26 protein-coding genes are annotated in these 26,230 nt (G+C 71.0%); 9 read left to right on the top strand and 17 right to left on the bottom strand.

The features are described 5' to 3' along the window. The 8 genes from AP234_RS08310 to AP234_RS08275 all read right to left on the bottom strand — a co-directional run bounded on the left by AP234_RS08310 (position 1) and on the right by AP234_RS08275 (position 8,838). Positions 1 to 2,154: an Rv3654c family TadE-like protein gene (locus AP234_RS08310; protein WP_055479002.1), complete on the bottom strand. Its 2,154-nt coding sequence runs from the start codon at positions 2,152 to 2,154 to the stop codon at positions 1 to 3. Further along, a complete protein-coding gene (locus tag AP234_RS08305) occupies positions 2,151 to 2,540 on the bottom strand; it encodes a TadE family type IV pilus minor pilin (RefSeq protein WP_083501910.1) in 390 nt (129 codons plus the stop codon). The genes AP234_RS08310 and AP234_RS08305 overlap by 4 nt, the downstream gene beginning before the upstream one ends. Further along, positions 2,537 to 2,986: a DUF4244 domain-containing protein gene (locus tag AP234_RS39425; protein ID WP_055479000.1), complete on the bottom strand. Its 450-nt coding sequence runs from the start codon at positions 2,984 to 2,986 to the stop codon at positions 2,537 to 2,539. The genes AP234_RS08305 and AP234_RS39425 overlap by 4 nt, the downstream gene beginning before the upstream one ends. Before the next feature lie 208 nt (positions 2,987 to 3,194). Further along, entirely contained in the window at positions 3,195 to 3,938 is a 744-nt protein-coding gene (locus AP234_RS08295; RefSeq protein WP_235558033.1) for a type II secretion system F family protein, read from the bottom strand. After that, complete coding sequence (locus AP234_RS08290; RefSeq protein WP_083501909.1) at positions 3,929 to 4,780, bottom strand: type II secretion system F family protein; 852 nt, start codon at positions 4,778 to 4,780, stop codon at positions 3,929 to 3,931. The genes AP234_RS08295 and AP234_RS08290 overlap by 10 nt, the downstream gene beginning before the upstream one ends. After that, positions 4,768 to 6,018, bottom strand: coding sequence for a TadA family conjugal transfer-associated ATPase (locus AP234_RS08285; RefSeq protein WP_083501908.1), 1,251 nt, complete (start codon positions 6,016 to 6,018; stop codon positions 4,768 to 4,770). Before AP234_RS08285 ends, AP234_RS08290 begins: the two co-directional genes overlap by 13 nt. Further along, complete coding sequence (gene ssd, locus AP234_RS08280) at positions 6,015 to 7,064, bottom strand: septum site-determining protein Ssd (protein ID WP_055478999.1); 1,050 nt, start codon at positions 7,062 to 7,064, stop codon at positions 6,015 to 6,017. The genes AP234_RS08285 and ssd overlap by 4 nt, the downstream gene beginning before the upstream one ends. A 997-nt stretch (positions 7,065 to 8,061) precedes the next feature. Further along, positions 8,062 to 8,838 (bottom strand): Fic family protein, encoded by a 777-nt coding sequence (locus AP234_RS08275; protein ID WP_055478998.1) that lies wholly within the window; start codon positions 8,836 to 8,838, stop codon positions 8,062 to 8,064. A gap of 240 nt (positions 8,839 to 9,078) precedes the next feature. Between AP234_RS08275 and acs the strand changes: the two genes are divergently transcribed. The 4 genes from acs (at position 9,079) to AP234_RS08255 (ending at position 13,439) form a co-directional block, all read left to right on the top strand. Next, positions 9,079 to 11,079 carry an acetate--CoA ligase gene (acs, locus tag AP234_RS08270; RefSeq protein ID WP_055478997.1) on the top strand — a complete coding sequence of 667 codons (2,001 nt, stop codon included), beginning with the start codon at positions 9,079 to 9,081 and terminating at the stop codon, positions 11,077 to 11,079. 123 nt (positions 11,080 to 11,202) lie between these two features. Next, entirely contained in the window at positions 11,203 to 11,739 is a 537-nt protein-coding gene (locus AP234_RS08265) for a phage holin family protein (protein WP_055478996.1), read from the top strand. Then, positions 11,729 to 12,649 carry an alpha/beta fold hydrolase gene (locus AP234_RS08260; protein ID WP_055478995.1) on the top strand — a complete coding sequence of 307 codons (921 nt, stop codon included), beginning with the start codon at positions 11,729 to 11,731 and terminating at the stop codon, positions 12,647 to 12,649. The genes AP234_RS08265 and AP234_RS08260 overlap by 11 nt, the downstream gene beginning before the upstream one ends. Positions 12,650 to 12,932: 283 nt before the next feature. Next, entirely contained in the window at positions 12,933 to 13,439 is a 507-nt protein-coding gene (locus AP234_RS08255) for a DUF309 domain-containing protein (RefSeq protein WP_055478994.1), read from the top strand. A 31-nt stretch (positions 13,440 to 13,470) separates the two neighbouring features. On the opposite strand, the gene AP234_RS08250 is transcribed toward AP234_RS08255, so the two are convergent. Then, complete coding sequence (locus tag AP234_RS08250; protein ID WP_431998293.1) at positions 13,471 to 14,676, bottom strand: MarP family serine protease; 1,206 nt, start codon at positions 14,674 to 14,676, stop codon at positions 13,471 to 13,473. A gap of 178 nt (positions 14,677 to 14,854) precedes the next feature. Here AP234_RS08250 and AP234_RS08245 point away from each other — a divergent pair, with 178 nt between their 5' ends. Further along, a complete protein-coding gene (locus tag AP234_RS08245; protein WP_431998291.1) occupies positions 14,855 to 15,358 on the top strand; it encodes a HEAT repeat domain-containing protein in 504 nt (167 codons plus the stop codon). Here AP234_RS08245 and AP234_RS08240 read toward each other — a convergent pair. Together AP234_RS08240 and nth are read right to left on the bottom strand one after the other, a co-directional pair. After that, positions 15,293 to 15,907, bottom strand: coding sequence for an NUDIX hydrolase (locus tag AP234_RS08240; RefSeq protein WP_055479302.1), 615 nt, complete (start codon positions 15,905 to 15,907; stop codon positions 15,293 to 15,295). The two genes, AP234_RS08245 and AP234_RS08240, sit on opposite strands and share 66 nt — an antisense overlap. A 127-nt stretch (positions 15,908 to 16,034) precedes the next feature. Further along, a complete protein-coding gene (gene nth, locus AP234_RS08235; RefSeq protein ID WP_055478992.1) occupies positions 16,035 to 16,754 on the bottom strand; it encodes an endonuclease III in 720 nt (239 codons plus the stop codon). 54 nt (positions 16,755 to 16,808) lie between these two features. On the opposite strand from nth, the gene AP234_RS08230 reads away from it, so the two are divergent. Next, complete coding sequence (locus AP234_RS08230; RefSeq protein WP_235558031.1) at positions 16,809 to 17,489, top strand: Crp/Fnr family transcriptional regulator; 681 nt, start codon at positions 16,809 to 16,811, stop codon at positions 17,487 to 17,489. 18 nt (positions 17,490 to 17,507) lie between these two features. On the opposite strand, the gene AP234_RS08225 is transcribed toward AP234_RS08230, so the two are convergent. The 5 genes from AP234_RS08225 to AP234_RS08210 all read right to left on the bottom strand — a co-directional run bounded on the left by AP234_RS08225 (position 17,508) and on the right by AP234_RS08210 (position 21,024). Next, positions 17,508 to 18,299 carry an MBL fold metallo-hydrolase gene (locus AP234_RS08225; protein ID WP_055478990.1) on the bottom strand — a complete coding sequence of 264 codons (792 nt, stop codon included), beginning with the start codon at positions 18,297 to 18,299 and terminating at the stop codon, positions 17,508 to 17,510. Further along, entirely contained in the window at positions 18,296 to 19,279 is a 984-nt protein-coding gene (locus AP234_RS08220) for an NUDIX hydrolase (RefSeq protein WP_431998289.1), read from the bottom strand. Before AP234_RS08220 ends, AP234_RS08225 begins: the two co-directional genes overlap by 4 nt. 122 nt (positions 19,280 to 19,401) lie before the next feature. Next, positions 19,402 to 19,869, bottom strand: coding sequence for a RidA family protein (locus AP234_RS08215; protein ID WP_055478989.1), 468 nt, complete (start codon positions 19,867 to 19,869; stop codon positions 19,402 to 19,404). Then, on the bottom strand, positions 19,866 to 20,021 hold the full coding sequence (locus AP234_RS36000) for a DUF4177 domain-containing protein (protein WP_152990300.1): 156 nt from the start codon (positions 20,019 to 20,021) through the stop codon (positions 19,866 to 19,868). The genes AP234_RS08215 and AP234_RS36000 overlap by 4 nt, the downstream gene beginning before the upstream one ends. 43 nt (positions 20,022 to 20,064) lie before the next feature. Next, entirely contained in the window at positions 20,065 to 21,024 is a 960-nt protein-coding gene (locus tag AP234_RS08210) for a slipin family protein (protein ID WP_083501906.1), read from the bottom strand. Between the two features lie 147 nt (positions 21,025 to 21,171). On the opposite strand from AP234_RS08210, the gene AP234_RS08205 reads away from it, so the two are divergent. Both AP234_RS08205 and AP234_RS08200 read left to right on the top strand, forming a co-directional pair. Then, positions 21,172 to 22,188 (top strand): ArsA-related P-loop ATPase, encoded by a 1,017-nt coding sequence (locus AP234_RS08205; protein WP_055478988.1) that lies wholly within the window; start codon positions 21,172 to 21,174, stop codon positions 22,186 to 22,188. A gap of 59 nt (positions 22,189 to 22,247) precedes the next feature. Beyond that, complete coding sequence (locus AP234_RS08200) at positions 22,248 to 23,387, top strand: ArsA family ATPase (RefSeq protein WP_431998372.1); 1,140 nt, start codon at positions 22,248 to 22,250, stop codon at positions 23,385 to 23,387. A 41-nt stretch (positions 23,388 to 23,428) separates the two neighbouring features. Here the strand turns inward: AP234_RS08200 and AP234_RS08195 are convergent, their stop codons facing one another. After that, the gene (locus AP234_RS08195; protein WP_055478986.1) at positions 23,429 to 23,725 is read right to left on the bottom strand and encodes a WhiB family transcriptional regulator; all 297 of its coding nucleotides are present in this window, start codon (positions 23,723 to 23,725) and stop codon (positions 23,429 to 23,431) included. Positions 23,726 to 23,983: 258 nt separating this feature from the next. On the opposite strand from AP234_RS08195, the gene AP234_RS08190 reads away from it, so the two are divergent. Further along, entirely contained in the window at positions 23,984 to 26,200 is a 2,217-nt protein-coding gene (locus tag AP234_RS08190; RefSeq protein ID WP_055478985.1) for a transglycosylase domain-containing protein, read from the top strand. Positions 26,201 to 26,230 lie beyond the last annotated feature (30 nt).

Raw genomic sequence — 26,230 nt, 5'->3', positions numbered from 1 at the left:
TCAGGGGTCGCGGCTGCTGCGGGCCGGGTACGCGGGATCTCCGCCGTCCTCCTCGTCCGCCGCCCAGTAATCGGGCTCCGGCTGCCTGGGCCTCTCCCCCAGCGCGTCACCGCGTAGAACGTAGGGCCGGGGCAGCAGCGGATCGCGCGGAGCGCCGCCGCTGTTGGACAGCACCACCCCGCCGGGAGGGCCGGTGACCGAGCCGGGCCGTTGATCGACACCGGCCGACCGGAGGGCGGCCGTCTCGAAGGCATTGCGGCCGAGCACGGCCGGACCCGGGGCGATCGGACCCGGCCCGGCCGGATCGAGTCTGGCCGAGTCGGGACCGACCGGGCTGGGGCCGAGTCCGGCCGAATCGGGGCCGGGACCGACCGGGCCGGAGCCGGGGCCGGGGCCGGGGCCGGGGCCGACCGGATCGTCGGCGGTCGGGCTGTCGTGGGCGACCGGATCGTGGGCGACCGGGCCGGGAGGGACCGGGCCGGGAGGGATGCCCCTCGCCGCGGCCTCGCTCGGCGCATGCGCGGTTCCCGGCCCTGCGGCGGTCACCGGCTCCCCGGAGACGGCGACAGCGCGCCTGCGGTGGAACCACGCGCCCATATACGCCCCGATGAGGAGCAGGGCGACCGCCACCACGATGTAGATCCCGTAGTTCAACCCACCGGATCGCGAGCCGGAAGACCGGGCGCCCGCGGCGACCAGGTCCGTCGCCTGCGGGGCGGGCTCCTCCCTCGGCACCGCCTCCGGCTCGCTCTGGTCGCCACCGCTCCTGCGCGCGTCCGGCGACCTGCGCTCGTTCTTGGGGCCGTCGGACGACTTGGGCACCGCGTTAGGAGGCACGGTCGTGGGTGGGCTCGCGGTCGAGGGAAGCCTCGCGGTCGTGTCCTCCCGCGGCGCCGACGTCCGCTCCCGCCCGAGCGCCCTCTCATCGGGCTTCGGTGACGGAGACGGAGGCGGAGTGGGCTTGGCCGGCGGCACGCCCACGAAGGCCGTCCCCGAGAGGGACGACCTGATGGTGCCGCCTCTGCCGTCGGAACGGAACGCTCGTACGGACACGTCGACGTTCCGGCCGACGGTCCTGCCGGACAGCGGCAGGCTCGCCTGGCAGAACGAACCCTCGCACGCGGCCGCCACATCGACCGAGGCCGTCCTGCCCGCCTCCTTCGAGGTCACTTCGTATGACGTCAGGTCGGGCTCGTTCCCCCTGGCCCACCTCACGACGACCGTGGATTCGTCCTTGAGCCGGACGTCCACTCCGGACGGAGCCTCAGGCGGGCGGCTGAGCGTGAACGTCGAGGTTGTGTAGGTCTTCTTCGTGATCTCTCCGGCCAGTGTCACCGTGAAGGCCCCGTTCGGAGCGTTCCCCGGATCGAACGAGCCGGTGATCGTCTGGTTGCCGCCCGCTGAGCCGATCTTCTGGCGGGGCACCGACGGCCCCTCGACGTACAGGGCCATTTTGACCTGATACCAGTCGGTCTTGGCCGAAACGGTCACCGGCCCGGTCGAGCTGATGACCTCCCCATCGGCCGGGGAAAGGATCTCGCCGTCCCCGGCGCTCGCGGGTGCGGCGCCGACGACGAGAGCGGACGTCACCACGAGCGGTACGTACACCGCCGCGGCGGCCAGCCTGCTAACCGTGGTCACGGCGGCACTCCTTCCCGCGGAGCCGCCGGCCCTCCGCCCGAAGGAGTGCGTACGGCCCCGGGCGGAGCCTAGTCCAGTGATCCGCTCTTGGACGTATTGTCCAAGAGGTCGTGATCTCATCGCTATCGACCGCGCCGCCGCGCTGACCGGCCCCGCCCTGGCGGTCCCCGTCACCGTACGGCTCCCGGTGAGCGGGAGGGTGATCGCCACTATGACCGAGACGGCGGCGACGCCGTCGGACAACGAACACGACCTCAGCCGGGCGCCGTTGGCCATCGCGACCGTCCGCGCCCGCTCACAGGCCCGGCCCGGCTCGGCGAACATCCAGGAGGCGGCGGCGAGCGCACTGAGGTCGGCCGCGCTCTGCGCCCGATGCCGGACCACGCCGGCCGCCCCGATCTGGACGACGACCAGGGCCGCCACGCAGATGAGCGCCATCATGGCGACGGCCCAGACCGTCGCCGACCCGCGCTCCGCGCGAAGCGCCGTCCCGACCTCCGTCATCTCCGTCATCGGAACACCCCGCTCTCGGTGGCCGACGCGGCCGAAGCCGTGACCTCCACGGAGGCGAACCCCGATTTCCACGGCGGCCGGACGGAAACCGAGACATCCACCCGGGTGACCTCCGATCCCGGCTCGACCGTGACGCGGGATCCCGCCGGAGCCGCCTGAAGCACCGCCAGGCGTACGGCCTCCAGTGCCTCACCGCGGGCCGCGGCCCGAGCACCCGCCCGGGCCGCGTCCACACATCTCAGCTGAGCGCCCACCACCGTGACCGCCCAGAGCGCGACGGCGAGCACCATCACGAGGACCGGAAGCACCACCGCCGTCTCCGCCGTGACCGACCCCCGTTCCCGCGGCCCGGCCCGCCGCCGGCCCTGCACCGTCCGCGCCATCATCCGGCCAGCTTGAGCGCCTTCTGAACGAGCGCGGACAGCATGGATCTGACCTCCCCGCTGGTGAGGATCTTCCAAAGCAGGGCCGCGAAGCCGCAGGCGGCGATCGTCCCCACGGCGTACTCCGCCGTCGACATGCCCGCCTCGGCTCTCGTCCGGGCGATCAAGGCCATCCGTAGCGCCGTCGCCCGGACGCGTCCGCGCACCGAGCGGCTCCGCCGCCGGAGCCACGACCCCGAGCGCGGCGCCGCGCCCATCTCCGGCGCTTCCCGGTCGGCGAGGGTCATGTCACCGCCCGTGGCCGCCGAGACGCCGTCTCCGGACGTCCTGCCACCGTCCCCGGACGTCCTGCCGCGGTCTACCGGCGGGTGCGCTCCCGATCGGGCCCCGGACGCCGTGATGCCAATCCGGGAAACAGCCGCGGTCGGCTCGGCCGTCCACTTCACCATCGATCCTCCCCAGGCTTGGGGGCGGCTCCTCCGCCCACCGAGCCAAGGTTGCGGCACTGCGGCTCCCTGTGGAGCAGGCGAACCACGCTCTGTGGATAACTAGCAAATTGTGGATAACTTCAGCAGTCGAGTCGCTTCTGCGCACAGGCGACGCCAAGATTTCCACAATTGTGGATAACTTTACCCACAGGACGCGGAGAAACAGCGATCACGGTAGCAAGATCTGGGCGGCCAGACCCGCGACCACGGGAACGATTCCGAGGAACACGAAGGCCGGCAGGAAGCACAGCCCGAGAGGCGCCACGACCTGGACACCCGCCCTCCTGGCCGCGGCTGAGGAGGCCGCACGCGCCGCACGCCGGGCGTCGTCCCCGAGCCGAAGCAGCACGTCGGCGACCGGCGCTCCGCTCTGCGCCGCTCGGCTCATCGTCCGTGCGAGCGCGGCGAGCGGCGGCTCAGTCGCGAGCGCGGCCCAGGCCGTTTCCGGATCGGCCCCGAGCCGCATCTGCGCGCCCACCCACGCCAGGCGTTCTCCGAGGGGGCCGCCGACGGCCTCTGCCACGGTCTCGACGGCGCCGGTCAACGGACGGCCGGCCCGCAGGCAGGCGACCATCAGGTCGGCTGCGAAGGGAAGGTCTTCCGCCATCCGCTCACGGCGGCGGCGCAATTCGGCCGGCTCCCGTCTCGCCGCGACCACGAGCACACAGCAGGCGAACAGCCCGCCCACGACCAGCCCGGAGAACCCGCCCACGACGAGAAACCCGGCGATCCCCACTGACGTGGCGAGCATCGGCCCCGCACCGCGGGTCCGCGCTGACGTGCCTGCCGTCTCATCGACGGTCTCCGCTTCGCGGGTCACCGCGAGGAACCGATCTGCGGGTGACCGCGCCGACGCCCAGGTCCAGGCGGCGAGTCCGATGAGGACGGCCGCCATCACCGTCGTCACGGCCATGCTCGGTCCGCTCGCCGTCTTCGATCGATCGGCATCATGCCTTCGCTCGCCACCTTCACTCCGGGTGCCCGGTCCCCGCCGGGCCCCCGGCTCCCCGCGCGGGGACCCGGCGCGTTCCGGGCGGATTCCGTGCTCTCCGCCCGGGCGACCAGACGGTGCGTCCACCAGACGCCCGCCGCGTCGAGCGCCAGCCCGACGAGCAGGCAGGAGAATCCGGCCGGACCGCCCAGCAGGAAGGACAGCGGGTCCATGCCGAGGGCGGTGCCCATGAGCAGGCCGAGGACCGGCAGCGCGGCCAGCATCCGGGCGGTCGCGCGAGGCCCGGCGAGTTGGGCGGCCAGGTCAAGCCGGTGCGCCTCGGCATCGCGGAGCGACACGGTCACCCGCTCGATGAGCCCGGCCAGCCCGCCGCCCACCATCACGCTCACCCGCCAGCAGGCGGCCAGCCGCATCAACCCCTCCCCGCCGCGGGCCGGTGCGGCACGCAGCAGGGCGGCGGCCACATCGCCGCCGTCGCGGGCGACCACCGCGACCGGCGCGAGAGCCGCCGGGTCCGGTGGGCTGACCGCGGCAATGGCCCGCGCGAGCGCGTCCCCTGCGGTGCGGCCGGCCGAGAGCTCGGCCACGACGCACTGACACAGCTCGATGGATGCCGCCCGCCACGCGGCCGCGCGCGCCGCTGCGGCCCGGTGCCGTCTCCACCGCGGCCACACCGCCCGTCTCCGGCGGAGCGACCCGTGGACCCACGGCACCAGCAGATCGGCGGCCCTGGCATAGGCGCCGTCCGGGCCGGCCCACACCCAGGCGGCGACTCCCGCCGCCAGCACTGCTAGCGCGTCCATGTCTCCTCCAGTTGCGGGCACCGGGACGTGAGCGCGGCCAGGGCGGGCCCCGGTACGACACCGCCGTCTGGGGAGAAGGCGAGCGCGGGCACCGCCGCCACCAGACCGGACGGTTCACGCTCCAGGAGGCAGATCTCCGCCACGCGGCGCGGCCCGCCCGGGAGCCGGACGAGATGCACGATGACGTCGAGAGCCGCCGCGATCTGACTGTGCACCGCCTCCCGGGACAGACCGGCCGCACAGGCGAGGGCCTCGAGCCGGGCGGGCACGTCGGCCGCGTTGTTGGCGTGCAGCGTCCCGCAGCCTCCCTCATGCCCCGTGTTCAGGGCACTCATCAGATCGATCACTTCACGGCCGCGCACCTCTCCCACGACGAGACGGTCGGGACGCATCCGCAGGGCCTGCCGTACGAGATCACGAAGGCCGACGCCGCCCGCGCCCTCCAGGTTGGGCGGCCGGGCTTCCAGGCGCACGACGTGCGGATGCCTTGGGTTGAGCTCGGCGGAGTCCTCGACGAGCAGCAGCCGCTCGCCCTGGCCGGCCCGCGAGAGCATCGCGGAAAGGAGCGTCGTCTTCCCCGTGCCCGTTCCACCTGTGACGAGGAAGGCCAGCCGTGCCGTCATGATGGCGGTGAGCACGGCCGCGCCGACACCCGGCACGAGCTCCTCGATCTCGAAAGTGCGCCGCGGCGGCAGGCGCAGCGACAGGCAGGTGCCCCCCGGCGCGATCGGCGGCAGGACGGCGTGCAGCCGCACCCCGCCCGCCAGCCGTGCGTCCACGTAGGGACACGCGTCGTCCAGACGCCGTCCGGCCGCGGCCGCCAGGCGTTGGGCGAGCCGCCGCACCTCGTCGTCGGTGGAGAAGGTCACCGCGGTCCTGCGCAGACCGTGACCGTCATCGATCCACACCTCGGCGGGCCCGTTCACCAGCACGTCGGTCACCCCCGGTTGGGCCAGGAGCCCTTCGAGCGGGCCGGCGCCGATGAGGTCGGCACGCAGGGTCCGCGCGATGGCCAGGACCTCGGCGTCGCCCAGGACCGCCCGTTCCGCCCGCAGGGCCGCGGCCACCTGTGCCGCCGTGGGCGGGGCCCCGGCCAGTGAGAGCCGTACCCGCACGGCCTCGACCAGTTCCGCCGGAACCGGCTGAACGGGCTGAACGGGCTGAACGGGCGGGACGGGGAGGGCAAGCCGGCCGGGCGGCGCCGGCGGGTCCACCGGACCGGCGGCGGGTCTGTTCATGCGGCCTCCACCAACCCGGTCAGCAGATCGGAGCAGAACCGGCCGAGGGGAGCGCGGCCGAGCGGCGGCGGATCGCCGCGGTCGAGGGTCGCGACCAGACCGCGAAGCTCGGGAAGCACCCCCACGCAGGGGACGTCGAGGGAAGCGCGGATCACCTCGGGGTCGATGCCACCCGGGCGTACGACCACGCGCAACTCCCCGGTGTGGCGGCGCAGCAGGGCGAGGGTCTGCGCGGCCGCGAGCGCTCCCCTCAGGTCCGCCTGCACGACGACCAGCGTCACGGCGGCTCGGGCCAGCGCCTCCGCGACACCGTCGTCCTCCACCACATGGCGGGGCAGATCGACGATCACCAGGTCGCAGCCGCGCCGCGCCGCGCCGAGCACGGCCCGCATCGCCTCACGCGGCACCCGCTCCGGCTCCCCGCGATGCCAGGACAGCACGGTGAGCTCGCCGAACGTGGGCAGCGCGTCCTGGAGGGCCGCGAAGCTCACCCTTCCCTCCCTGCCGGCGATGTCCGGCCATCTGGCGCCCATGGCCTCCTCCTGACCGAGGACGACGTCGATGCCGCCGCCCAGCGGATCGGCGTCGACCAGCAGCGTGCGCAACCCGCCACGCGAGGCGGTCAGCGCGAGGGAGGCCGCCAGCACCGTGGCGCCCGCGCCGCCCTTGCCGCCGACGACGCAGACGACCAGGCCCGCCTTCATCGCCGGCTCGGCCACCTCGCCCAACTCCTCGACCAGCAGCCGTTCCGCCTGGGGCAGCTCCAGCACGGTCTGCGCGCCCACCGCGACACAGCGGCGCCACATGTCGGGATCCGCAGCGCTTCGCGTGACGAGGACGATGTTCTGCCGGGGAGGAGGTCCGGTGGCCGCGAGGCCCTCGGCGGCATCGCCGCCCACCACCACGAGCGGGGCTCGGTTCCAGTACGGCCTGGCCCGGGTCGGCGTGTGGACCACATCGAACTCCACGCCCGCCGCCGCCCCGATGCGCAGCAGGTCGTCGAGTAGTTCCCGATCACCGGTGATGGCCAAGGGCCGCGGCTGCATCGTGCCTCCCTGTCTGTCGTGGGAGACCACTTTCCGGGACCGGAGCCGCGGCCCGAGGGGCCGAATCACGTTCTGTGGATAAGCCGGCCGCCGTGCCCGTACTACAAGGTCACCGAAGCCGTTCGCGCAGTTCAGCCGTAAGGTCTGCGAGTTTCTGCAAGATCAGCGAAGGCATTTCGGCTGGTCGGGGGAGCCCATTGCGAGAATTCGCAAGATCACGCCAAGGGGGGTGGGGGGGCCTGCCAGGGAGGAATGGAGGAGGTGAGGGCGGGTGAGCCGAGCGAAGGGGGCGGGCCCGGGCCGAAGATAGGTGAGCCGGTAAAAGGGGGCGACCCCCGCCGGGGGGGAGAGCGGGGGTCGCCGACTGGCCCGGCTCTGGGGGGGTAGAGCCGGCCCTTACCGGAAGAAGCCTCAAAGAGCAGGTCAAGGCGTCACAACGGTCCGTTCATCCCCGACCTATGCACAATCTTCCGGAAGCAGGGACACACCGTATGTTGCCTGACAAGCGTGGAGTTAGTCGAGAGCCCCGCAAAATCTGAGCAAGATTTTTGCCTCGAGTAAGGCTCTCTGTCGGCGGTGGGCTGCAGGGAGTAAAGGGAGAGCTGGAACGACAGGTGACGGAGATCCCCCATATCGACCAGTCGCCATCTGCCTATATGACCCCTCTACAACCAGGCCTTGGAAGGGATAAAACCGACAATTCGGGAAGGTTGGCGACCTCCGTAATGGTCTTGGTCCCAGGGGTTTCCAAGACGGGGAATCGGACGTAGAAAGGGGTTACGGACTCACGAGTCCGGCGTACGACCACCGGGTACCCACGCGCGACCAGCCGCGGGAGGCGTGCCGAGACGGGCTTGACCCGATCCGGCAAAAGAGAGGTGCACGCTTGGTAACCCGGGAGGGACGTACTCTCGACGGCGTTCCATACCAGGAGCGCCGTCGGCTTTTCCAGGACCGCCCGGCGGCGCCCCAGAACTCCCTCCCCGGCCAGAACCTCTTATCTGGACAGGGCCTCGCAGATGGCGGTCGTCTCCCGGGCGCCGACGACGACGGCCTCGGCGCAGTGCCTGACCCACTCCCCCACGCCATCGGCCGTTCCCGTGAGATAGGCCCGCAGCCCCGCCGCGTACGCGTCGCCGAGCTCGAGATGGCCCACCTCGACCGCTATCAGCGACTTGGGATCGAGTCCGTGCTCCACCAGCGTCAGGCGACCGGCCGCCCGCGCGACGAGTCCGTCCGCCACGCCGAACGGCCGCAGCACGGCGAGCTCGGCGTGGACGATCGCGGCCAGGACGAGGGCGGGGGCCTTCGTCGTGGCCGACAGCAGCCCGGCCAGCGCGGACATCCGTGCCGCGGTGTCCTCGGGACCGGGGGCGGGGCCGATCCCGAGCGGGTCGGCCGTCGTCGGCGCCGTCCTCGGCCGGCCGGGATCGGCCATCAGGCCGGCGGCGGCGAGAGTGTGCAGCCGGGCCAGAACCTGGCGGGGCGCCGAGCGCCATGTCGCGCCGAGCCGGCCCAGCTCGGCCGAGACCCGCAGGGCGCCCTGCGGCACCGCGTCGGCCGCCTCGCCGAGCCGCAGCGCCTGCAGCGGCACGTCGACACCCTCGAGCGCCGCCGAGGCTCTGGCCCCGCGCAGCGCCGATTCCGCAGACACCTCGGGGCTTCGCCGCCGCAGCACCCGATGCCGGTAGAGACGGTCGGCGGCCGCACGGGCCTGCTGCACGGCTTCGGGCACTCCGGGGAGTTCGGCTATGACAGCCAGCGGGTCGTTCACAGGCACCGACCATACCGAGCGGTAGAAAGTCGTTCGGCGAAGAGGTCGGGCCGTTGAGCGCAGGGAAGAGCACCTCGCCTGCTCCTCATCCCCAGATATCACTAAATTCTGCCACATAGCACTAGTTGTGCTGATCGCGATGGGAGGCGCCTCGCTTACTTGTACTTGACGCCCCGAGCCTGGTGAAGTGGGACAGGGCATACCCCAGCTTGGCCGAGGCGGCCGAACAGAAGTCGATCCATGAGATGCGGTAAGGAGCACGGAGTGGCCACCGAAACCCCCGGTCAGGAAACCCAGCAGACGTTGTCGAACCTGATGAGCGAGACGCGGCGGTTCGCCCCGCCGGCCGACCTGGCGGCGTCCGCGAACGTCACGGCGGAGACCTTCGAGGAGGCCGACCGGGACCCGCTCGCCTTCTGGGACAGCGCTGCGGAACGACTGACCTGGACCCGACGCTGGGATACCACGCTCGAGTGGAACGCCCCCTTCGCCAAGTGGTTCGTGGGCGGCGAGCTGAACGTCGCCTACAACTGCGTCGACCGCCACGTCGAGGCCGGGCTGGGCGACCGGGTCGCCTACTACTGGGAGGGCGAGCCGGAGGGCGACAGCCGTACGATCACCTATGCGGACCTCCAGAAGGAGGTCTCCAGGGCGGCGAACGCGCTCGAGGAGCTCGGCGTGCGCAAGGGCGACCGGGTCGCCGTCTACCTCCCGATGATCCCCGAGCTGCCGATCACGCTGCTCGCCTGCGCCCGCATCGGCGCGATCCACTCGGTGGTGTTCGGCGGATTCTCCTCCGCCGCGCTCAAGAGCCGTATCCACGACGCCGACGCCAAGATCGTCATCACGGCCGACGGCGGCTACCGGCGCGGCAAGCCCAGCGCGCTCAAGCCGACCGTGGACGAGGCACTGGAGGAGTGCCCGGGCGTCGAGCGCGTCGTCGTCGTCCGCCGGACCGGGCAGGACATCGCGGTGAACGACCGGGACATCTGGTGGCACGACCTCGTCGACCGCCAGTCTTCCGAGCACGAGGCGGTCCCGCACGGCGCCGAAGACCCGCTGTACATCCTCTACACCAGCGGCACCACCGGCACGCCCAAGGGCATCCTCCACACCACCGGCGGTTACCTCACCCAGACGGCCTGGACCCACTACGCGACCTTCGACCTCAAGCCGGAGACCGACATCTACTGGTGCACGGCGGACATCGGCTGGGTGACCGGGCACTCCTACATCGTGTACGGCCCGCTCGCCAACGGCGCGACCAGCGTGATCTACGAGGGCACCCCCGACACCCCGCACCGGGGCCGCTTCTGGGAGATCGTGCAGAAGTACAAGGTCACGATCCTCTACACGGCGCCCACGGCGATCCGGACGTTCATGAAGTGGGGCGACGACATCCCCGCGAAGTTCGACATGTCGTCCCTCCGGGTGCTCGGCTCGGTCGGCGAGCCCATCAACCCCGAGGCGTACGTCTGGTACCGCGAGAACATCGGCGGCAGCCGCTGCCCGGTGGTGGACACCTGGTGGCAGACCGAGACCGGCGCCATCATGATCAGCCCGCTGCCCGGGATCACCGCGGCCAAGCCGGGCGCCGCGATGCGGCCGCTGCCCGGCATCGCCGCCGACGTCGTCGACGACCAGGGCAACTCGGTGCCGAACGGCGGTGGCGGCTTCCTCGTGATCCGCGAACCGTGGCCGGCCATGCTCCGCACGATCTGGGGCAACGACAAGCGCTACATCGACACCTACTGGTCCCGGTTCGACGGGATGTACTTCCCGGGTGACGGCGCCAAGCGCGACGAGGACGGCGACCTGTGGCTGCTCGGCCGGGTCGACGACGTGATGCTGGTCTCCGGGCACAACATCTCGACCACCGAGGTCGAAAGCGCACTGGTCAGCCACCCCAAGGTGGCCGAGGCCGCCGTCGTGGGCGCGACCGACCCGGTGACCGGCCAGGCCATCGTGGCGTTCGTGATCCTGCGCGGCACCGCGGAGGAGAGCGACGACATCGCCACCGAGCTGCGCAACCACGTCGCCAAGACCCTCGGACCGATCGCCAAGCCGCGCCAGATCCTGGTCGTGCCCGAGCTGCCCAAGACCCGCTCCGGCAAGATCATGCGTCGCCTGCTGCGTGACGTGGCGGAGAACCGCTCGCTGGGCGACGTCACCACGCTGACCGACAGCTCGGTGATGAAGCTGATCGCCGAGAAGCTGCCGTCCACCAAGAACGAGGACTGAGATCGACAGCGGCGGGGCCCTTCGGCGAAGGCCGGGGGCCCCGCCGCTGTGCGTCGAGTTCGGCTGCGCGTTCTCCGGGCAGGCACGACATGATGTTTGATAGGCGCTGATAGGAGGTCACCGATGCCCGAGGACGAATCGCTCGGCGCGCTGGTCGCCCAGGCGAGCCATCAAATCTCGACCCTCGTACGCTCCGAGATCGAGCTGGCCAAGGCCGAGCTCAAGTTCGACGCGAAGCGGGTGGGCACCGCGGCCGGGCTGTTCGGCGCCGCCGCGTTCATCGCGCACCTGTGCCTGATCCTGGCCTCGTTCGCGATCGCGTACGGCCTCATCGCGCTCGGGCTGGCGCAGTGGCTGGCGTTCGCGATCGTCACCGTGTTCTACCTCCTCGTGGCGGCGCTGCTGGTCTTCATCGGCTACCGACGGCTGAAGGGGCTGGCCGGCATGCGCCGGACGACCCGCAGCCTGCGCAACCTGGCGGGCGGCGCCGAAGCCGAGATCGCCGCCGAGGCCGGGCCGGAGGAGGCCCCGCCCGCGGCGGTGCGCGAGCCGTACACGGGCCCCACCGCAGGACAGGTGGGCGCCCACAGAGAGCCTGTGGGCGCCCAGCAGCAGAGCGTGGGCGAGCCCGGCAGGGAGTCGTCGGCCGATGCCTCCTGACGAGTCCCTGGTCCGGGTCGACGGGCCCTGGACCCACCGGGAGGTGCACGCCGGGGGCACCCGCTTCCACGTGGTGGAGGCGGGCGAGGGCCCGCTGGTGCTGCTGCTGCACGGGTTCCCCCAGTTCTGGTGGACCTGGCGCCACCAACTGGTCTCGCTGCCCGCCGCCGGCTATCGGGCCGTCGCGGTGGACCTGCGCGGGTACGGCGCCAGCGACAAGCCGCCACGCGGATACGACCTGCCGACCCTCGCCGTGGACGCGGCCGGTCTCGTACGCGCCCTCGGCGAGACGGGCGCCATCGTGGTCGGCCACGACTGGGGCGGGCTGATCGCCTGGACGATGGCCGTGCACGATCCCAAGGTGGTGCGCCGGCTCGTCCCGGTGTCGGCGCCGCATCCGCTGCGTCTGCGCGCCGCCCTGTTCGGCGAGCCCTTCGGGCAGCTCAGGGCCAGCCGGTACGCCCTGGGATTCCAACTGCCGTGGCTGCCGGAGCGGCGGCTAACGGCCAGGGGAGGCGCGCGCGTGGGCCGCCTCATCCGCCGGTGGGCCGGCCCAGAACGGCCGTCCGACGACGCGATCCACACCTATCAGGAGGCGCTGCGGATCCCGGGGGTCGCACACTGCGCCCTGGAGTACTACCGCTGGTTCGCGCGATCGCAGTTCCGGCCGGACGGCCTCCGCTACGCCCGGCACATGCGCACCCAGATCGAGGCGCCCACGCTGCAGCTGCACGGCGCGCTCGACCGCTGTCTCCTGCCGCGCACCGCCCAGGGCTCCAGCCGTTACGTGGCGGCGCCGTACCGGTGGCGGCTGATCGAGGGAACCGGCCACTTCCCGCACGAGGAGCGTCCAGCGCAGTTCGACGGCGAGCTGATCGCCTGGCTCGCCGACCCCGAGCCCGACCGCTGACCTCGACCGGCCTCGGCGTAACCTGACCTCGACGTAATCCGACCACGACGTGACTCAGACCTCGGCGTAACTCAGACCTCGGCCTGACCCGGCCTCGGCGTGACCCGTTCTCGATTTCATCCGCATCGCGTAAGCAGTCGGGCAGGGTCTCCCAGACGGCCCGCCGGGACGAACTCCAAACGTGATCTTGTGGAATCTTGTAGAAAAGTGCCCTGAAGTGCCGCGATCCCGCGACGTGATCACAGCGTGATCGTGGCGTGACCCTGTAGTGCGGAGAGACCATATGCGTGACCGTGATGAAGCGGGCCGGCCCCGGAACTCCCGTCCCCGGGACGAGTACGGCAGGCCGCTTCCCCGGGGCGCGATAGGAGTGCCCCGGGTCCCCGACGACTACTCGCCCGGAGCACGACAGGCGATCGAGGAGGCGCGGCGGCTGCTGGCCGTGGAGCGGCCGTTCCACGCCCACGAGGTGCTGGAGGCGCGCTGGAAGTCCGGCCCGGCCGAGGAGCGTGAGCTCTGGCAGGGCCTGGCCCAGATCTGCGTCGGGCTCACCCACGTGCAGCGCGGCAACCTCTCCGGGGCCGCGGCGCTCCTGCTGCGCGGATCCGCCCGGCTCGGCGGGTACGGCTCCCGCAGGCCGTACGGACTGGACCTGCGCGCGCTGGCGCTGGCCGCCGACGGCGTCATCACCGAGATCGACTCGGGCGGCATCGACGCCTCGACGGCGATCGCGGTGATCCTCGATCATCTACAGGACGCCGAAGGCGTACGCTCCGGCCCGCCGGACTGATCCCCTGCCGGAACCCTCATCAACGCGGGAGTCAGTCGCACTCCCCCGTGCTGACCCTGGAGACGGCGACGATGCCGTCCTCCGCGTCGGGCAGGACCTCCTCGGCGGTGAGGGCGAAGCCCGTCTCCTTCTTGTCGATCGCGGCGGCGAAGATCACGCCGTACACCTTGCCCTCCGGGCTGAGCAGCGGACCACCGGAGTTGCCCGGCTGGACGCTGCCGCGGATCGCGTAGACCTCCCGGTTGACCTTGCGCTCGTTGTAGATGTTGAAAGACTCCGCCCGCTGCTTGACCCTGACCCTCGCGGCGGTCGGGGTGAAGCCGTGGCCCTTCGGATAGCCCGCGATGATCGAGCTGTCCCCTCGTTCCGCCGAGTAGTCGAACCGCAGCGGCGCGGTCCGCAGATCGGGGACGAGGAGGACGGCGATGTCCCGGTCCGGGTTGTAGAGCACGACCTTGGCCTCGTGCTGCTCGCCTTGGGAGTCGGTTACCCTGAGCCCGTCGGTGACGCCCGCGACGACGTGGGCGTTGGTCATGATCCGATGCCGGGCGTAGACGAAGCCGGTGCCCTCTATGCGCTTGCCGCAGCTCGGCGCGGTGCCCTGGATCTTGACGATCGCACTCCTGGCCCTGACCAGCCCGGCGCTGCCGCGGAGCACGCCCTGGTCCGGCGGGGCCACGTTGCGGCCGCTGATCGCGGTGATGACCTGGGGCCACTCCGACGCGTCCACGAAGTCCCGGAACGGCTTCTGCCAGGCACGTACGCCATCGGGGATGGCGTCGTCCACGGTCTGCCACACGACCGAGCGGCTGACCTGGTCCTTCACCACCTCGACGCTCATCGACACCAGCAGCGACCCGAGCAGCCAGGCGACGGCCAGGACCGACAGCCCACCGGCCACCGACCCGCCGAACGCGTCGACGATCCGGGCGGGCTCCCACGTCACGTGGCTGCGCACCACCACGCCGATCGTGGAGAACGCGAAATATCCGATCGTCGCGGCCAGGAAAACGATCACGATGGCCAGCAGCGCCCGCTCGACCACACCGGTGACGATCGCCCCGACCACGGACGGCGCGACGAACATCCCCAGAACCGCGCCGCCGAGGAAGCCCACGAAGCTGAAGGCCCCGATGATGAAGCCCTGCCGGTATCCGGAAACAGCGAAGGCCACCACCAGGCCGATCAGAATGAGATCCAGGAGATCGCCGCGCACATCTCCACGGTAGCCAGCCACGCTGCGCATCGTGCGGGCGTCGGCAAGGTCTCATCGATATCGTGACGTCATGGGGGAATCGGAGGGGCCACGTCACGGAGTCGAAGGACGGCAGAACGAGCCCGCCGACGAGCGGCTCGACCAACTAATTCAAATCGCCCTGTCTGACACAGATCCGGATGGACCGGTCAGGTGGCAGGTGATCACAGCGCTACAGGAACGCGGTGACGTGGAGACGTTCACCCTGGCCAGACGGCTGTGCGCGAGCGAGGCGACCGCCGAGCGGGTGCTCGGTGCCGACATCCTCGGCGAGCTGGGCCGGGACCGGCCCTTCATGGACCGCACACTACCCGTGCTCCGCTGTCTCGCGGCGAACGAGACCGACCCCCGCGTGCTCTACGCGGTGCTGCTCGCCTTCGGCCATCTGCGCGACCGGCGCGCGCTGCCGTCGGTGATCGAGCTGGCGGAGCACACCCATCCCACGGTCCGGTACGGCGCGGCCTACGCTCTGCCCCACGTGATGGGGGACCCACCCGATCCGGCGGGCGTGGCGGCGCTGCACCGGCTCGCCGGCGACCCCGACGACGACGTGGCCGACTGGGCGTCGCTCGGCCTGACCCTGGGCGGCGGCGGCCGCTCAGCCGCGGATGCGGTCCCGGGAGGCGAGGGCGATGACATCGGGGGGCAGGTCCTCGACCCGTGAATGGTCCCAGGGCCGTTCGAAGCCGGCGGCGGACAGCACACCGTCGAGCACTCCGGCGGTGAAGCCCCACACGAGCAGGCCGCGCACGCGGAAGGCGACCGATGGCATGACCCCGGCGGGGTGGCGAAGCCGCAGCCGGTTGGCCGGATCGACCAGCTCTGCGATGGGGACGCGCTCCACGGACTCGACCTCGTCCGGTGAGGCGGCGTGCACGGCACTGGGCGTGCGCCACCAGCCGAGCACCGGCGTCACCCGGTTGTCGCTGCGCCACAGGTAGAGCTCCGGCATCGTGCCGAGGACCTCGACGCCGCCGGGGTCGAGACCGGTCTCCTCCCTGGCCTCCCGAAGGGCCGCCGCGACCGGTCCGCCGTCCTCGGGGTCCACGCCCCCGCCGGGGAACGCCGGTTGGCCCGCGTGCACGCGTCCCCGGGAGCTGCGCTGGATGAGCAGGACGTCGGGTCCCTGCGGCCCCTCCCCGAACAGCAGGAGCACCGCGGCGCGCCGTCCCTCGCCGTTAGCGGGCGGCCGCATCGCCTTCGGCAGCGGCATGTGCCCGGCCTTCGCCGCGAGGTCCGTCAACCACCCGGGAGCCACGACCACCTCCGATGTAACTGCCCCAACGCAGGTTACGCCCGTTACCCCGTAAGCATGCCCTATCGGCAGAGGAACGGCGGTCTCAGGAGAACGGCCCCGGTTTGACGAGCTTGGCGGCCTCGGCAGGATCGGTGGGGCCCGTGCCGTACGAGGGACACAGAGACGCGGCCGGGCAGGCGCCACAGGCGGGCCTGCGGGCATGGCAGATCCGCCTGCCGTGCCAGATGAGCCGATGGGAGAGCATCGTCCACTCGGCCTTGGGAAAGAGGTCGCCGACCTCGTGCTCGATCTTCACGGGGTCGGTCTCCGTGGTCCAGCCGAACCTTCGCACCAGCCGCTGGAAGTGGGTGTCCACGGTGATGCCGGGGACGCCGAACGCGTTGCCGAGCACTACGTTGGCCGTCTTGCGGCCGACACCGGGCAGCTCGACCAGGTCGGCGAGCCTGCCGGGCACCTCGCCGCCGTGCCGCTCGCACAGGGCCTGGGCCATGCCGATAATGCTGTTCGCCTTCGCCCGGTAGAACCCGGTCGACCTGATGATCTCCTCCAGCTCCTCGCGATCGGCGGCGGCGTAGTCATCCGCCGTCCGATACTTGGCGAAAAGTACCGGAGTAACCATGTTGACCCGTTTGTCCGTACACTGCGCCGAGAGGATCGTGGCGACCAGCAGCTCAAGAGGGGATCCGAAGTCGAGCTCGCAATGGGCGTCAGGATAAGTTTCGGCCAGAATTCTGTTGATCCGCCGAGCGCGGCGTACGAGCGCGAGCCGGGACTCACCCGCCGATGGGACTTTACGGGGCACCCCGTAAGCCTACGCGGTGGACAGGGGTCCACAATGGCAAGCAAGGGAGGCACCGTGAGCACCGAAGAAATCCTGAGCAAGGCGCCCCTGTTCTCCGCACTCGACCGCGAGAGCGCCGCGGCGCTGCGAACGAGCATCACCGTCGTCGAACTGTCCAAGGGACGCACGCTGTTCAGCGAGAACGAGACGGGCGACCGGCTCTATGTGGTGCTCGAAGGTAAGATCAAGCTGTCGCGTGCCGCGCCCGACGGCCGCGAGAACCTGCTGAGCGTGCTCGGCCCCGGCGAGATGTTCGGCGAGCTGTCGCTGTTCGATCCCCGCCCGCGTACGGCATCGGCCATCGCGCTGACCGACGTCCGCCTGGCCGGCCTCGGCCACGACGACCTCAGGCCGTGGTTGACCGGCCGGCCCGAGGTGGCGCTCCACCTGCTGCGCGCCCTGGCGCAGCGGCTGCGCCGTACCAACGACGTGCTGGCCGACCTGGTCTTCACCGACGTGCCCGGACGGGTCGCCAAGCAGCTGCTCGACCTGGCCGACCGCTTCGGGCAGAAGACCGAGGACGGCATCCGCGTCCACCACGATCTCACCCAGGAGGAGCTCGCCCAGCTCGTCGGGGCCTCCCGGGAGACCGTCAACAAGGCGCTGGCCGACTTCGCCCAGCGCGGCTGGCTGCGCATCGAGGCCAAGGCCGTCGTCATCATGGACCGGGAACGGCTCTTCAACCGTTCGAGGTAGGCCGCCCCCGGCCGGGCTTCACAGGTTCTTGAGGTAGTCGAGCTGGGCCGCGACCGACGCCCGCGCGGCCGGCCACAGCGACCTGTCGACGTCCGCGTAGATCATCTCGACGATCTCCCCGGCGTCTCTCGCCCCGTCTCGTATGGCCTGGCGGATCTGGTCCAGACGCCGCCGCCGGTGGGCGATGTAGCCGTCGATCGCCTCGATCGGGTCGGGCAGCACCGGCCCGTGCCCCGGCAGCAGCGCCGCCGCCTCCAGCGCCTCGGCGCTCGACCTCAGCTTGTCGAGGCTGCGCAGGTAGTCCGCCAGGTTCCCGTCCGGGGCGATCACCGTGGTGCCCCGGCCGAGGATGGTGTCACCGGTGAGCATCGCCCGGTCCTGGGACAGCCAGAAGCAGAGCGAGTCGAACGAGTGGCCGGGGGTGCCGACCACCCGGACCTCCAGGCCGTCGACGGTGAGGACGTCGCCGTCGCCCAGCCCCTCGTCGCCCAGCCGGTGCCGGGGGTCGAGGGCCCGGACCGGGGCGCCGACCATCTCGCCGAACCTCGCCGCGCCGCCGCTGTGATCGTGATGGCCGTGCGAGAGCAGGATCGCGGCCACCCGTCGCTCGCCGAGATGGCCGGCCACCCGCCTGAGATGGGCCTCGTCGTCCGGTCCCGGGTCCACGACGAGCACGCTCTCCCCCCGGCCCAGGACCCAGGTGTTCGTGCCGTCGAGCGTCATGGGCGACGCGTTGGGGGCCAGGATGTTGGTCGCGTGCTCCGTACCCGAGCCGTCCGGCCCGTCCACGGGGATGCGCAGGCCGCTCATGCTCTCTCCTGCTCCCCGCCGAGGCCGCCCGGGACGCTCGAGCCGCCGGGGACGCCGGGGACTCTGGGGATGCCGGGGACTCTGGGGATGCCCGGCTCACTCGGGATGCCGGGGCCACTCGGGATGCCCGGCTCACTCGGGATATCGGGGCCGCTCGGGATGCCGGGGCCGCCGCCGTCCGGGAAGACCAGGACGAGCCGTCCGTCCACCTCGGCGGCGGCGGGCTGGATGGTGCTGATCCTCCGCTCGGCCGCGAAAACCTCGTCAAGCGCCCCGAATGCCGAAATTTCCAGTAATGTGCGGCTGGTCGGCGGCATGAGGAACACCTCCCCCTTCACGGCCGCGTCGAGAGCCGACCTCGGGCTCAGCCAGACGACCCGGTCCGCCTCACCGCCCACGTCGCGGGTGCGCTGCCCCGGCGGGAGCGCCGCCACGAAGAACCGGGTGTCGTACCGTCTCGGCTCGACCTCCGGGGTGATCCAGTGCGCCCACGCCTTGAGCAGGTCGGCCCTGAGCACGAGGCCGCGGCGGTCGAGGAACTCGGCGAACGAGAGCGTCCGCCCGATCAGCGCCAGGCGGTCGGCCTCCCAGTCGTCCCCGGTCGTGTCGGCCACGACGGTCGCGGGGTCGGGCCCGGCGAGCAGGACGCCGGACTCCTCGAAGGTCTCCCGTACGGCGGCGCACACCAGGCCGCGTGCCGTGGCCTCGTCGGCGCCGAGCACCGCCGCCCACTCGGCCGGCGATGGCCCCGCCCACGCCACCGCGCGATCGGAGTCGCGGGGGTCGACGGACCCTCCGGGGAACACGTACGCCCCCGCGGCGAAGGCCATCGTGGCCTTGCGGCGCAGCAGGTACGCCTCAAGGGGGGCGTCCCGGAGCAGCACCACGGTGGCGGCGTCATGGGCGCGGGCGGGGGTGGCGCGGCCGGCGAGGATCTCGCGAGCCCGCTCCCCGAACTCCTGCGGCAGCGGAATCCTCATGCGGGTCTTCTCCGAACAGAACGAAATTCGGTTAACCGTCCCGATACTTCACCATGGGTCCCCACCAGCGCAATGTCAGTCCCACCCGCACCCCGGGCATATCCCGTACGTCGGCCCGACGGTCAGCGGACCTCGGCGATGAGCTCCACCTCGACCGGGGCGTCGAGGGGCAGCGAGGCCACGCCCACCGCGCTCCTGGCGTGCCGGCCGGCGTCGCCGAAGACCTCCCCGAGCAGTTCGCTCGCGCCGTTCACGACCACGGGCTGCCCGGTGAAGTCGGGCGCGCTCGCCACGAACCCGACGACCTTCACGATCCGCACGACCTTGGACAGGTCGCCGACCACGGACTTGAGGGCCGCCATCGCGTTGAGCGCGCAGATGCGGGCCAGTTCCTTCGCTTCCTCGGCCGAGACCTCGGCCCCGACCTTGCCGGTGACGCCGAGCTTGCCGTCCACCACCGGGATCTGGCCGGACGTGTAGACGTAATCGCCCGTCCTGACCGCCGGCAGATAGGCGGCCACCGGGGGGACGACGTCGGGCAGGGCCAGGCCGAGCTCGGCGAGGCGCTCCTCCGGGCTTCCCGCACTCATGACTTGGCCCGCTTCATGTAGGCGACCAGCTGCTCGGGGTTGGGGCCGGGAATGACCGAGACCAGCTCCCAGCCGTCCTCACCCCAGTTATCCAGAATCTGCTTCGTGGCGTGCACGAGCAGCGGCACCGTGACGTACTCCCATTTGGTCATGGGGCCAAGAGTAGCGAGCGATTTCCCGGGTCCGCGGGTGGGATCACACGCCTTCGCCGTCGGCCGTACGGTGGTGCCACGCGGGCGGCTCGATCCGCGGCCCGGCGAGCGGAACGTCCGGCGACTCGACCGAGGGAAGCTCCCGGATCGCCTCCTCCAGCGGCTCGGGCTCCGGCTCGGCCGAGCCCTCGGGTACGGCGGAGCCGGACTCGTCCGCCGACGATGCCGCGACCGCCGCTGCCGGGGCCATCCGGTCGAAGAAGCGCAGCATCTCGACAGGCAGCGGCATGACGAGCGTGCTGTTCTTCTCGGCGGCCACCTCCACCACCGTCTGCAGCATGCGAAGCTGCAGCGCGGCCGGGTCCGACGACATCTGGCGCGCGGCGGCGGCGAGCCGCTTGGACGCCTGGAACTCGCCGTCGGCGGTGATGATGCGCGCGCGGCGCTCCCGCTCGGCCTCGGCCTGACGCGACATCGAGCGCTTCATGCCGTCAGGCAGCGCCACGTCCTTGATCTCGACCCGCTCGATGCGGATGCCCCACGGGCCCTCGGTCGGCTCGTCGATCACCGCCCTGAGCCTGGCGTTGAGCGCGTCGCGGTCGGACAGGAGGTGGTCGAGCTCCGACTGACCGATCACCGACCGCAGCGAGGTCTGGGCCACCTGCGACACGGCGAACAGGTAGTTCTGCACGTTGACGACCGCCTTGATCGGGTCGATCACCCGGAAGTAGACCACCGCGTCGACCCGGACCGAGACGTTGTCGCGGGTGATGCCGTCCTGCGCGGGCACCCCCATCGCGACGATCTGCATGTTCACCTTCTGCATCCGGTCGACGATCGGCACGATCAGATGCAGGCCGGGGCCCCGTACGTTCGGCTGGATCCGGCCCAGCCGGAAGACGATGCCCGTCTCGAACTGCTGCACGACGCGTACGCCACGGGCCACGGCGATGAGCAGGAGAACGCCCAGGACGACGATTAACGCTGACAGCACCGACTCCATGGGCGGTACCTCCTATGCCGAATACCGATTGCCGGACGGGCCGTGGTGACAGGCATTCCATACCCAACCGGGTGCCGGGCCGTACCGCAACAGACACAGCGGAGACCGCCGCGAATCTCGACGTGGCCCTTGGGTAGCCTTCGAGACATGGGCACTCGGGACGCTCAGGACACCGACTGGGAGGGCGTGCGGCTGCACGTCGTGAGCGGTAAGGGCGGGACGGGCAAGACCACCGTCGCGGCGGCGCTCGCGCTCGCCCTGGCCGCCGGGGGCCGCAAGGTCCTGCTGGTGGAGGTGGAGGGCCGTCAGGGCATCGCCCAGATCTTCGATCTGCCCCCGCTGCCCTACGAGGAGCGGAAGATCGCGGTGGCCCCGGACGGCGGGGACGTGTACGCGCTGGCGATCGATCCCGAGGCGGCCATGCTCGACTACCTCGAGATGTTCTACGGGATGAAGCGCATGGGCAAGGCGCTGACCCGCATCGGCGTGGTCGACTTCGCCACGACCATCGCCCCCGGCCTGCGCGACGTGCTGGTCACCGGCAAGACCAGCGAGGCCGTACGGCGACGCGATCCCCGGACCGGCACGCGGGTGTACGACGCGGTCGTGATGGACGCGCCGCCGACCGGACGAATCGTGCGATTCCTCAACGTCACCCAGGAGATCGCCGGCCTGGCCCGGGTCGGCCCCATCCGGCACCACGCCGACCTGGTGCGGGGCGTCCTCACGTCGCCGGAGACCGCGGTGCATTTCGTGACTTTATTGGAGGAGATGCCGGTCCAGGAGACGCTCGACGGCATCGCCGAGCTGCGCGAGACGAAGCTGCCGGTCGGCGGGATCTTCATCAACATGGTCCGACCGGCCGGTCTGCCCGACGCGGCACTGGAGGCCGCCTTCCAGGGCCGGTTCGACACGGCTGAGCTCGCGGCCGGGCTGAAGGCGGCCGGGCTGGCGGAGCGGACGGGGGACGCCGGGCCGCTGGCCGAGGCCCTGACCAAGGAGATCGCCGAGCACGCCCGGCGGGTCGAGCTCGAAAACCAGGAGCGCGAGACGCTGGCCTCCGTCGGCACGCCGCGCTACGACCTGCCGCTGCTGCCCGACGGCGCCGACCTGGCCGGGCTGTACGAACTCGCCGAGGCCCTGCGCGCGCAGGGCGCGGCATGAGCACCTTCGAGAGAGGTTGGGCTGTGACCAGGACGCCTCCATCGCTGGACATCGACGCGATGTTGGATGATCCCGGCACCCGGATCATCGTGTGCTGCGGGTCCGGCGGCGTCGGCAAGACCACGACGGCCGCCGCCCTCGGGTTGCGCGCGGCCGAGCGCGGCCGGTCCGTGGTCGTGCTGACGGTGGACCCGGCCAAGCGGCTGGCCCAGGCCATGGGTCTCACCGAGCTCGACAACACCCCGCGCCGGGTCGACGGCTGCGACCTGGACGGCGTCGGCCGGGAAGGGGGTGAGCTGCACGCGATGATGCTCGACATGAAGCGGACCTTCGACGAGATCATCGAAGCGCACGCCGACCCCGAGCGAGCCCGCCAAATCCTGACAAATCCCTTTTATCAGTCGCTGTCGTCCAGCTTCTCCGGCACCCAGGAATACATGGCGATGGAGAAGCTCGGCCAGCTCCGCCGCTCCGGCGACTGGGACCTGATCGTCGTGGACACGCCGCCATCGCGGTCGGCGCTGGACTTCCTCGACGCCCCCGAGCGGCTCGGCCGGTTCCTGGACGGACGACTCATCCGCATCCTCATGGCCCCGGCCAAGGTCGGCGGCCGCAGCGCGTTCAAGCTGCTCAACGCGGGCTTCGGCATGGTCGCCGGCATACTGACCAAGGTCCTGGGGGCCCAGGTGCTGAAGGACATCCAGATGTTCGTGTCCGCGCTCGACGCCGTCTTCGGCGGCTTCCGCCAGCGGGCCGAGCAGACGTACCGGCTCCTTCAGGCCCCCGGCACGGCCTTCCTCGTCGTCGCCGCGCCGGAGCGCGACGCGATGCGCGAGGCGTCCTACTTCGTGGAACGACTGGCCGAGGAGGGCATGCCGCTCGCCGGGCTCGTCGTCAACCGGGTGCACCGCACGCCGGCCGCGTCCCTGTCGGCGGCGCGGAGCTGCGCGGCGGCCGAAGACCTGGAGTCCAACGGCGAGCACGCACTGACCGCCGCCGTGCTGCGGCTGCACGCGAGACGTATGCAGCTCGCCGCCCGCGAGGAGCGGGAGCAGGAGCACTTCACCTCGGTCCATCCGACGGTCCCGGTGACCCGGGTCCCCGCGATGCCGGAGGATGTGCACGATCTGGCGGGACTCCGCCAGATCGGGCAGCTCCTGTCATCGAACGGAGCGAGCTCCGTCAGCCGGTCGGCCTGATCGCCGCGCGGTCTGACGACCGGCCGACCCGGCCGCGTCCGTCAACCGGCGATCAGTTCGTTGGCTCGCTCGTACTCCTCCTTGGCCGCCTCGAGCAGCTCACGCCAGGAGGTCACCTCGGGCCGGCGCCTCAGCAGCGCGCGGCGTTCCCGTTCCGTCATCCCGCCCCAGACGCCGAACTCGATGCGGTGGTCCAGCGCATCGGCGAGGCACTCCGTACGGACAGGGCATCCCCGGCAGATCATCTTTGCCCGGTTCTGTGCGGCGCCTTGCACGAAGAGAGCGTCAGGATCCGTTCCTCGGCAGGCGGCACGGGAGGTCCAATCCGTGATCCACATGTTCGACCCCACTCCCCTTAGGTGGTCAGTCGTCATTTCGGCCGACGGGCGCGGGCGTCGAGCCTCCTTGCTTGCAGTTGCCGCAGAGGAGAACGTACGCAACCAGACGATCGAGACGACAGTCCCCGGGGGGACCAAATTCTCACATGGTCAAGTCAGGCCATGTGGCCGGGAATGACTAGTCCTCTCCCCTGTGACCTGATGGAAGTCCGTTGAGCCGGTGGCTGGAGAGCCTTGACTTCGACGTAGGCTTGTACCGTGCAAGCTCAAGGCAAAGCCAAAGGTTCGGCCGCCGGCAACGTCCTCAAGCTCGCCGCCGCCGCTGTGGTGGCGGGAGTGCTGACGGCCGCGATCGCGCTGCCCGCGGTGGGCGGGGCGGGCATGACGGCCAAGTCCGGCATCGACGCTCTGCACATCGGGCCGGAGGAGCTCGACGAGCCGCCACTGCCCGAGAAGACCACCCTGCTCGACGCGGCCGGCAAGCCGATCGCCCAGTTCTACTACGAGAACCGGGAGTCCGTCTCCCTGGACAAGATCGCGCCGATCATGCAGAAGGCCATCGTGGCCATCGAGGACTTCCGCTTCTACCAGCACGGTCCGCTCGACATCGAGGGCACGACCCGCGCGCTGGTCAAGAACATCACCACGGGCGGAGTCACCCAGGGCGGTTCTTCCATCACGCAGCAGTACGTCAAGCAGGTTCTGTACAACAAGGCCGAGACCGACGAGGAGAAGGCCGCCGCCGTCGCGCCGACGGTCGGGCGCAAGCTCAACGAGATCCGGTACGCGATCGCGCTCGAGCAGAAGTACTCCAAGGACGAGATCCTCAACCGTTACCTCAACATCGCCTACTTCGGCGCCAGCGCCTACGGCGTCGAGGCCGCGTCCAAGCGCTTCTTCGGCAAGCACGCCTCCCAGCTGAACCTCGCCGAGGCGGCCACGTTGGCCGGAGCCGTACAGGATCCCAACGCCACCGACCCCAACCGGGGCAAGTCGTTCCGCGACCGCCTCCTCTCCCGGCGCAACGTCGTCCTCGACCGGATGGCCGAGTTGAAGATCATCACGGCGGAGGAGGCCGCGGAGGCCAAGAAGAAGAAGCTGGGTTACAAGGACAAGCCGATCCCCGGCGGCTGCGAGGAGAGCGAGTTCCCCTACTTCTGCCTGTACGTGCGCAACGAGATCGAGCACGACTCGCAGTTCGGCAAGACGGAGAAGGCGAGGAAGCAGTTCCTCGCCAGGGGCGGTCTCACGATCAGGACCACGCTCGACCGGAAGATGCAGCAGGCCGCCGAGAAGGCGATCAGGAAGTACGTCCACCCGTCCGACAAGCCGGTCGCCTCCGAGGCGCTGGTCGAACCCGGCACCGGCGCGATCAAGGCGATGGCGGCCAGCCGGAAGTTCGGGCGGAACCGGAAGAAGAACGAGATGTCGATCAACGTCGTCGCCGACACCCTGCACGGCGGCGGCACGGGCTTCCAGCCCGGATCGACCATGAAGGTGTTCACCCTGGTCACCGCCCTCAAGGAGGGCATGAAGTTCGGCGACGGCATCAGCACGGGCGGGACGTTCACGGCCAACGCCTACTCCGACTTCAAGAACTGCAAGGGCCAGAACGTCGGCGACCCGGTGACGCCACTGGGCAACGCCGAAGGGGGCAGCGGCGGGTTCAGGACCCTGCAGACCGGCACCTGGGGCTCGGTGAACACGTTCTTCCTCGCCCTGGAGCGCAAGGTCGGCCTCTGCGACGTGATCAAGACGGCCAAGGACCTCGGCATCAAGCGTGCCGACGGCCAGCCGCTGCACGAGGTGCAGACCTTCACCCTGGGCGCCAACGAACTCGACCCGGTGACCCTCGCCACCGCGTACGCCGCGCTCGGCGCCCGCGGTAAATACTGCGCGCCGATGGCGATCACCGAGATCACCGACCGGTTCGGCAAGGTCACCTCGTTCAAGCCCAAGTGCAAGCAGGTGCTCGAACCGGAGATCGCCGACGCGACCAGCAACATCCTCGAGGGCGTGTTCACCAAGGGCACGATGAGTGGGGTCGGCGGCATCGGACGGGACGCCGCCGGCAAGACCGGAACCGGCGACGTGTCACGGACCGTGTGGTTCGCCGGTTACACCCCGGACCTGGCCGGCGCGGTCAGCCTCGGCGACCCCCGTGGGCCGGTCCGCTACCCGCTGAGCAACCGGGTCATCGGCGGCCAGCACTACGGCTCGGTCTTCGGCGCTTCGATCCCCGGCCCGATCTGGAAGGACACCTTCCTGGCCGCGCTCAAGGGCGTCCCGGCCTCGAAGTTCGTCTCGCCGGACATGTCGAGGTTCGGTGGCTGCACCCAGGCGTGCGCGCCCAAGCCGAAGAAGAAGGACCCGTCCGGCGACGACGACGGTCGTGGCCGCGGTCGTGGCAACGGCCCCGGTAACGGCCCGATCGACATCTTCAGCCCTGACGGCTCGCCCTTCGGCGACCACTGACGACTGAAAACCGACAACGCGACGGGCCCG

Source organism: Sphaerimonospora mesophila, assembly GCF_001417795.1.
GTDB classification, from domain to species: Bacteria; Actinomycetota; Actinomycetes; order Streptosporangiales; family Streptosporangiaceae; genus Sphaerimonospora; species Sphaerimonospora mesophila.
This window is presented reverse-complemented; position numbering and strand designations above follow the sequence as displayed.